The organism is Bradyrhizobium sp. Mp19, from assembly GCF_029952935.1.
Taxonomy (GTDB): domain Bacteria; phylum Pseudomonadota; class Alphaproteobacteria; order Rhizobiales; family Xanthobacteraceae; genus Bradyrhizobium; species Bradyrhizobium elkanii.
The window spans coordinates 18,681-26,204 of record NZ_JASAUT010000084.1 but is presented as its reverse complement, the minus strand read 5'-3'; the positions used below and the strand labels follow the sequence as shown (position 1 = coordinate 26,204).

The 7,524-nt window shown below is 58.5% G+C and carries 5 protein-coding genes; 4 read left to right on the top strand and 1 reads right to left on the bottom strand.

All coding sequences use genetic code 11. The features are described from left to right. From QJT82_RS41815 to QJT82_RS41800, 4 genes are all read left to right on the top strand, one after another. Window positions 1-138 (top strand): transposase domain-containing protein (locus tag QJT82_RS41815; protein WP_281446700.1); only part of this gene is annotated, 138 nt, incomplete at its 5' end. A gap of 1,217 nt (window positions 139-1,355) precedes the next feature. Next, window positions 1,356-4,517 (top strand): glycosyltransferase, encoded by a 3,162-nt coding sequence (locus QJT82_RS41810; protein ID WP_063607136.1) that lies wholly within the window; start codon window positions 1,356-1,358, stop codon window positions 4,515-4,517. A gap of 24 nt (window positions 4,518-4,541) precedes the next feature. After that, window positions 4,542-5,171, top strand: a complete 630-nt coding sequence (locus QJT82_RS41805) for a hypothetical protein (protein WP_155258818.1) — start codon at window positions 4,542-4,544, stop codon at window positions 5,169-5,171. A 297-nt stretch (window positions 5,172-5,468) separates the two neighbouring features. Beyond that, a complete protein-coding gene (locus QJT82_RS41800) occupies window positions 5,469-6,326 on the top strand; it encodes a hypothetical protein (RefSeq protein WP_155258817.1) in 858 nt (285 codons plus the stop codon). 354 nt (window positions 6,327-6,680) lie between these two features. Here QJT82_RS41800 and QJT82_RS41795 read toward each other — a convergent pair whose 3' ends face one another. After that, entirely contained in the window at window positions 6,681-6,974 is a 294-nt protein-coding gene (locus tag QJT82_RS41795; protein ID WP_259245226.1) for a hypothetical protein, read from the bottom strand. Window positions 6,975-7,524 lie beyond the last annotated feature (550 nt).

Genomic DNA, 7,524 nt, shown 5'->3' with positions numbered 1-7,524 from the left:
AAAATGAATGGCGTCGATCCGCAGGCCTGGTTCACGGATATCCTTGCCCGCATCGCCGCCCACCCAGCTCATCGGCTCGATGAGCTACTGCCATGGAATTGGACGCCGGGATCAGCGATAGCTGCGCAAGCGGCGTAATCTGCGAGCCGATGACGCTGCGTGACGACTAACCCTCCTGTGGTCCACGCCGGATGCTTACCGCCCTCCGAGGGCATTCGTCTTTGCTGCAGGTTCAAGGGGTTGCGGATGCGGACAACGAGGCTGGGATATCCGTGCGCAGAGGTGCCTTGCCGTCTCTTGTCAGCAACCACTCTTAAGAGGCAGCGGCACTCCTGGCATAATGGGCGCGGGATTACGTTTCAGCGGGACATGATGACCGGCAAAGCCCATGGCCCGACCTATCGCGGATGAAGCCCAATTTCCGGCAAGGGATCGCTTCGGAAGTTCTCAAGCTTCTCGATCACCGCATCCAAGGTTTGAGTTAAGAAATCAATTCCCCGCCACGGATAAATGCTGCCGCCGTCCGCAGCGCCGGCGCCATGGAGAGCCCGCTCCCCACTACTTCGATTATGCGGGCGTCCACGGACTTTTTCTCTACCGGTGGCTGCGCAAGGCGACGCCAGCCAAATATTAGGCTGGCTTGCAGCCGCCATCGGTCAAGGGCTGGCTCGAGTACCATGAGAGCGGGACTTTCGTCCGGGTGCTTCAGGCGGGCAATGACCCTTAGCCCAATACGAAACGGTGCCAGCACTCCTGGGCCGGTGGAAGCCAGTGCTGGGCCGCTGCCGCGCAGCCCAACCCTGGCTTGTCAGCTCGGTTCGCAAAACCAGCTTCTAGAACTCATCTGCCGGGTACGCCCTAATTCGAGTTCTGCCTGCCCATGATTGGCAATACCGGTCCCGTCGGGACCCGAATAGTTCCATGAGGCAAGTATCATGGCTACCGCCTGTGGCTCGTAGCGCGCCTGCGGAAGCCGAGGCTTCCAGAGCTTGCACAAGCGGATTAAGCTCCTTCACGAGATTTGTGTCTTATGTCCGCGTGACCGAGTTCCAAAACGGGCACACAGCGGCTTCGCCAACCTGCACGATTCACCGTAAAAGGAACTCTGCTCTCCTTATTTGGCAAATTTGGATTACTCTAAAGAATATCGAGGGCAGGCGGATAATTTTTGCTCGTCCGTCTCGATCGGATTGGCATATTTCAGCGGTCCGGCCGGAGGGAATAACACAAATCATAGAGTTCGCGCAGTGTCAGATGCGAGGCGGTTTTTTTTCCAACATGATCGTCGACAACGAGACGGCGAATTTGCAGTGCGGTCCTAATTCTGTTGCAACTCCCTAATTCGTTGGCACCGAATGGCCAAACAGACCATTTGTCTGAGCATGATCGTCAAGAACGAAGCGCCGGTCATCGAGCGCTGTCTTCGATCGGTGCTTCCCTTTATCGACCATTGGGTGATCTGCGACACCGGCTCGACCGACGGAACGCAGGACATCGTCCGCAGCTTCTTCGCAATCCACGGCAAGCCCGGTGAGTTGCATGAGCGGCCCTGGAAGGATTTCGCGCACAATCGCAGCGAAGCACTCTGGCTCGCGCGCAACAAAGCGGACTATTCGCTCATCATAGACGCAGATGACGCGATTGAGGCTCCGGTTGACAATGCGCTCCCGAACCTGACCGCCGATTCATACTCCGTTGATATCAAAGACACTTCAATTCAGTATCAACGCACGCAGCTCGTACGCAACGCCCTTCCCTGGTGCTATCGCGGCGTGCTGCATGAGTTCCTGGCCTGCGATGCGGCGAATTCCTCGGGTCACCTCCCCATCTTCGTGCGCCGCAACCACGATGGGGCTCGCCGCCGCGACCCGAACACGTACCGGAGAGATGCCGCGATATTGGAGGCCGCGCTCCAGACCGAAGCCGACCCCTTCATGCGCTCTCGATACACCTTCTACCTCGCGCAAAGCTGGCGAGACTGCGGAGAACAGCAGAAGGCTCTTTCGCGTTATCTGGAGCGAGCCGAGCTCGGCTTTTGGATCGAGGAAGCCTTTTACTCGCTCTATAAAGCCGCGAGCTTGAAGCAGGCACTCGGATTTCCCGCGCAAGAAATCATCGAATCCTACCAGCGCGCCGCCGATTTTCTGCCCAACCGCGCCGAGGCGTTACATGGCGCAAGTAGATTCTGCCGCTTGGCCGGCCGCTTCGAGGAAGGTTATCGGCTTGCTCAACGTGGGATCGACATCCCGCTTCCCGCTTCAGGTCTGTTTGTCGAGAACTGGATCTACCGGTACGGATTGCTCGACGAACTGGCGGTCAATGCATATTGGTCCGGCCACTACAAGGAAAGCATGGCCGCCTGCCGGCAGCTTCTGTCCGGCCCGCATCTGCCGGCGGCTGACCGCGCTAGGGTCGAAGAGAACGAACAGTTCGCGAGAGAGAAGCTGGCTGCGCGCGCCCGCAAGAAAATTGCGGTCTACGCGATTGCATTGAACGAAGGAGCGCACGTCGAGCGCTGGTGCAAATCCGTGGCCGAAGCAGATCTACTCGTCGTCGCGGATACTGGCAGTACGGACGACACGGTCGCGCTGCTCCAAGACGCCGGCGCAATCGTGCATCAGATCACCGTGAAGCCGTGGCGATTTGACGATGCGCGAAATGCCTGCCTGGCTCTTATTCCCGAAAACGTCGATATCTGCATAGCACTGGATATGGACGAAACACCCGTCAGCGGCTGGCGTCAAAAGCTATTGGAGACGTGGAACGACGACACCACACGTCTTGCATACAATTTCTCAAGGGGCACCACCGCGCAGGGACAGCAAAAGATCTTTCGAAAGAGCAAAATTCACAGCCGAACAGGTTACCGCTGGCGGCGCGCCGTACACGAGGATCTTCAATATAATGGCACCGACGAGAAGGTGGCGGAAACGCACGACATTCTAATTGTACAACAGCAGGATGAAACGAAGAGCCGCGCCCAGTACCTGCCACTCATGGAGCTCGCGCACAAGGAAGATCCCGCTGACGCTCAGCTGTGTTTCTGGCTTGCGCGCGAACTGATGTACGTGGGAAAACACTCGGAAGCGGCCGAGTTTTTTGACCGCTATTTGTCGCTTCCCTGGCATTGGCAGGAAGAGCGGTCCGAGGCGATGCGCTTCCTTGCGAAACTCGAGAAGGACAAGGCCGAAACTTGGCTTCAGCAGGGACTCGCAATCGCACGACACAGGCGAGAACTATGGCTCGACCTGAGCGAGCTTTACCACTCGAAGTCCGAGTGGACCAATCTGCTTTGGAGTTGCAGCCAGGGTTTGCACGTTTGCCGAAAGACCGGATCCTATTTGGATGACCCCGACGCGTGGGGCTTTCGCATTGATGATCTTATAGCCTTGGCGTACCACCATCTTGGCTTGCCCGAAAAGGCCATCAAGCATGGCGAAGCAGCTTTGAACGCGAAGCCCAACGATCCGCGGCTCGTAAAAAATCTGGGCTTTTACCGAAATCAACTCGGCTCGTTGGGACGCGAGTATATCAGCAAACATCGGGCAATACTGACGCCGGCGCAACCACGCAGGGACGTGATGGCAGATTCGGCCGCCAGCTTCAGACCAAGCCGGCCTCTGGGCGGGACAGAACTCATGGTCGAGGCGCTTCAGCGTCGCCTCGGGCCCGTGACCGAAAAAGTTGACCTCAGAATAAACAGCTTCGATATCGGAAGCCTGACAGGAAGGCCCCTCGTCCTTTGGATGCACCACAATGCGGATCAACAAGCAGTTCAGTGGTGCTCAGATCCCGAACTGGTTTCCCGAGTGGCGACGTTTGTGTTCGTTTCGCAGTGGCAGCTGGAAAGATACAAAATCGCCTTCGATATCCCGCCGCACAAGTGCGTCGTTTTGAGGAATGCAACGTTAATTGATCCGCAGCGCAGAGCATGGAAACGCGCTTTACCATTGAAGTTCGCATTTACAAGCACCCCCTTTCGGGGCCTGTCGATCTTACTTGACGCGTGGGACGAACTGAATGCGCCTGATGTCGAGTTGCACGTTTGGTCTTCAATGAAACTGTATGCAATGGAGGACCATGATTACAGCGATTTGATATCACGAGCTTTCAATACGCCCGGCGTCGCGTATCACGGGCTTCTGCCAAATGAGGACCTCAAGCGCGCGCTTAGAGGCATCCATTTTTTGGCGTACCCATCGATTTTCGAAGAGACGTCTTGCCTTTCGGTTATCGACGCGATGGCGGCGGGATGCCGCGTAATTATTCCCAACCTCGGAGCACTTCCGGAGACCACAGCGGGATTTGCGCGGCTCTATCCGTGGAGTGACAACTCATCCGTCCACGTTCATGAATTTGTCCGAGCCTTACGGGATGAGATTGCCAACCCTTGGCAGGGCCGCCCGGATTTGGCGGTTGCGCAGCAAGACTTCTGTCAAGCGACGTTTGATTGGGAGATTCGCGAAAGCGAATGGAAGTACATGATTTCAAGGCTAAACGATGCAGATATTGGGTAATTATGCTCGCGACGCGAGAGCCTTTTGCATTTTTTTCATCCTGCAACCATTGACGCCGGCGCATTGCCAATATGGGGAATAGCAGTGAGCATCTCAGCGATAGACGAATTTCGTCGGCAGCACACGATTCAAATGGAGCAAGACGAGGTCGAATACATTGTATCCGCTATCCGAACAGCTCCAGCGAATGCACTAATGATTGAGTGGGGGTCGGGAGCCTCGACCATCAGGTGGCTTGAAGAAATGAGTGGTTCTCAAAGCTTGGTTTCAATCGAGCACAACCTGGACTGGCACGCCATTGTGAAGCCGATCGCGGAGGCTTCGTCGCAACTGTCTGAACGCCTGCAATATTACCTGTGCCAGCCTAGCTCATATTGGCAGCACGGCTATGGTGAAACTCGCGAAGAAAATCCGATCGGGCTCGACGATTATTTTGCTCCCGACGATACGATCTTTGATGCTGACATCTTTTTGATCGACGGTGTGGCGAGGGGCGTCTGTGCCTTGAACGTTCTCTACCGATCCCGAAAGCCTAATCCGACTATCTTGCTACATGACTGGTATCCAAGACAACCGTGGTATTCATGGGCCGTTCGGCAATACCCCATTGTTGAGCGCGTTGGATCAACACTCGTCCGGTTAGGTAAAGGTTGACTGAGAGCACGATGCACCTCTCGGTCAATTAAATTCTTTCCGGAACCACGGCGCTGGACGTCGTGTCTGTGACGTTGTTAGGACACCGTCCACGGAAATCGGTTTCGGTCTCGCGGCTAGCAGCGCTGGCTTTCGTGGGTTCGCGTTGGATGACTTATAAGGCGCCTGCGCCGACTGTCACCAAATAGGGCTCCCATTCGGGCCAAGGAAGAGCAAGTCTCCCAGGATCGAAATGAGACGTAGTTCGTTATGTTTCAATGATAACTTGGCGCTGCCAGTATCGTTGGTGGGCGTTGTATGGGCATTTCGAAGCACGGCTCCCGGTTGAACTTGGCAGCACGCAGGCTTCGGCCGACCGCAGATCACCGGCCAATCCTCCGTTCGGTTCCACTTGAGCTTGCCGGTGACTGGGGCAATATGGTTCCCGCCGCGGCGCTGCATGTCCTTGAACGCATGCGGGAAGCCTGTTTTGACGCCGTGCGCCTTGTATCGGACGATCAACCCGCGCGCCTGCGGGTCGACGAACATCCGTCCGGCGGCCCACCTGCGATTTGGCTGCATTCCAACGAAGCCGATCTCGCCTGGATCATTGTCGACATCGGCGAGCGCGATTGGTCGAGACTTGCCTATCAGTTTGGTCATGAGCTCGGTCACGTCACCGCGAACTCCTGGCGAGCGAATGCTAAGCCGGGTGGGCCTTGCCAGTGGCTCGAGGAAGCGATGGTCGAGGCGTTTTCCCTGCGGGGCCTCAGCTTGCTGGCCGATAGTTGGTCACGCGACCCGCCGTTTCAGGATGACAGCGGCTTCGGTGCGGCAGTCGCCCTTTATCGGCAGAATATTGTCGAGAGCTACGGCAAGCTAGCCGTCGAACAGGGCAATACGAAGGATTTCAGCGTGTGGTTCAGGCAGCATCGCGCCACGCTAGAAGCTCGGCGGGGGCTCAGTTCCTTCGCTCAAGTAGCCTCTCTTTCGATACTCACTGAATACGAACGCGCTCCGAGCGCCATGGAAGCACTTGGGGCTCTGAACAGATGGCCAGGGCGCAGCACCATCCCATTGGAGAATTATCTCTATGCCTGGCAGGCGAGCTGCCGGGAATTACGCGTTGCGACCGACCTACCGCTTCGCCTGCGAACCCTCCTCGGCCTTGGCTAAGCGCCCTCAGGCGCTCCGCAACACAATGCTTGGTAAAACTCCGGGTTCTGCTGCCGCCACTGCGTGACCGCCAGCGGCAACTTCCCGCGTTGGACTGCTTGCTGCCTCTTAACCGAGCAGTTGCGAATGAAGCTTCTGGACCTGCACGTTTGCTTAAGCACGGACATTATCCCTGCTTGGACATGCCCTGCGAACGCTTTGCGCAGGGCGTTCTCCGATCGAGCAAAGCGGAAACGGCAGCAGGAGCCGGACGAGCTCACCTTGACCCGGCAGCCCCCCGCCTCGCCTGCGCGATCTAATCAGCGGAGGAGTGGAACCGCGTCGGTCGCACTCCTCCCATGTGACGCGTGTCGACTAGCCGTGCGGCTTGAACACGCTCTCCACCGTCTTTTGCCCATGCGGATCGTCGAGAGACAGTCCGCCTTTGGCCTTCGACTGTAGATCGGGCGTTTGACTGGCTGCGCCCGTAGGACCAGTTGCTGTCGCGCCAGCCGACGAGAAGTCACTCGGTTGCAGACCGTGAGACCCGCCAAGGGCGGCGAGAATCGGCTTCACCTTTGGCTCCTGGGCAATATCGCCCGGTGTGCCGCTGATAAAGGTCATCTGCCCACTGGCTCCGGTGGCGACGTCGGCCTTGGTGATGCCCACCTTGGCTGACTTGTCGTGGCCGGGGTTGCTCGGATCGGTGCCAGGTGCTCCGGTTTCGCCCCCGTCCGGGCCATTGCCAAGACCATTGTTGCTGTGTCGCCCGCCAGTGGCACCGGTTGCTCCAGTTGAGCCGCCGGTCGCACCTGTGGCTCCCGTCGCACCGGTCGCTCCAGTGGCTCCCGTCGCGCCGGTGGCTCCGGTTGCGCCCGTGGCTCCGGTTGCGCCCGTGGCTCCAGTTGCTCCCGTCGCGCCGGTGGCTCCGGTGGCGCCGGTGGCTCCGGTCGCACCCGTGGCTCCCGTCGCGCCGGTGGCTCCGGTCGCACCAGTGGCTCCCGTCGCGCCAGTTGCTCCCGTGGCGCCAGTTGCTCCCGTCGCGCCGGTGGCTCCGGTGGCGCCGGTGGCTCCGGTCGCACCCGTGGCCCCCGTTGCTCCCGTCGCGCCAGTCGCACCCGTGGCTCCCGTCGCGCCCGTGGCTCCGGTCGCACCCGTGGCTCCCGTTGCGCCAGTTGCACCCGTGGCGCCAGTTGCACCGGTTGCACCCGTGTCGCCC

Excerpts from the sequence above, each read along its gene's own strand:
- QJT82_RS41810 (WP_063607136.1), top strand. The coding sequence starts at position 1,356 with ATGGCCAAACAGACCATTTGTCTGAGCATGATCGTCAAGAACGAAGCG.
- QJT82_RS41800 (WP_155258817.1), top strand. The coding sequence starts at position 5,469 with ATGGGCATTTCGAAGCACGGCTCCCGGTTGAACTTGGCAGCACGCAGG.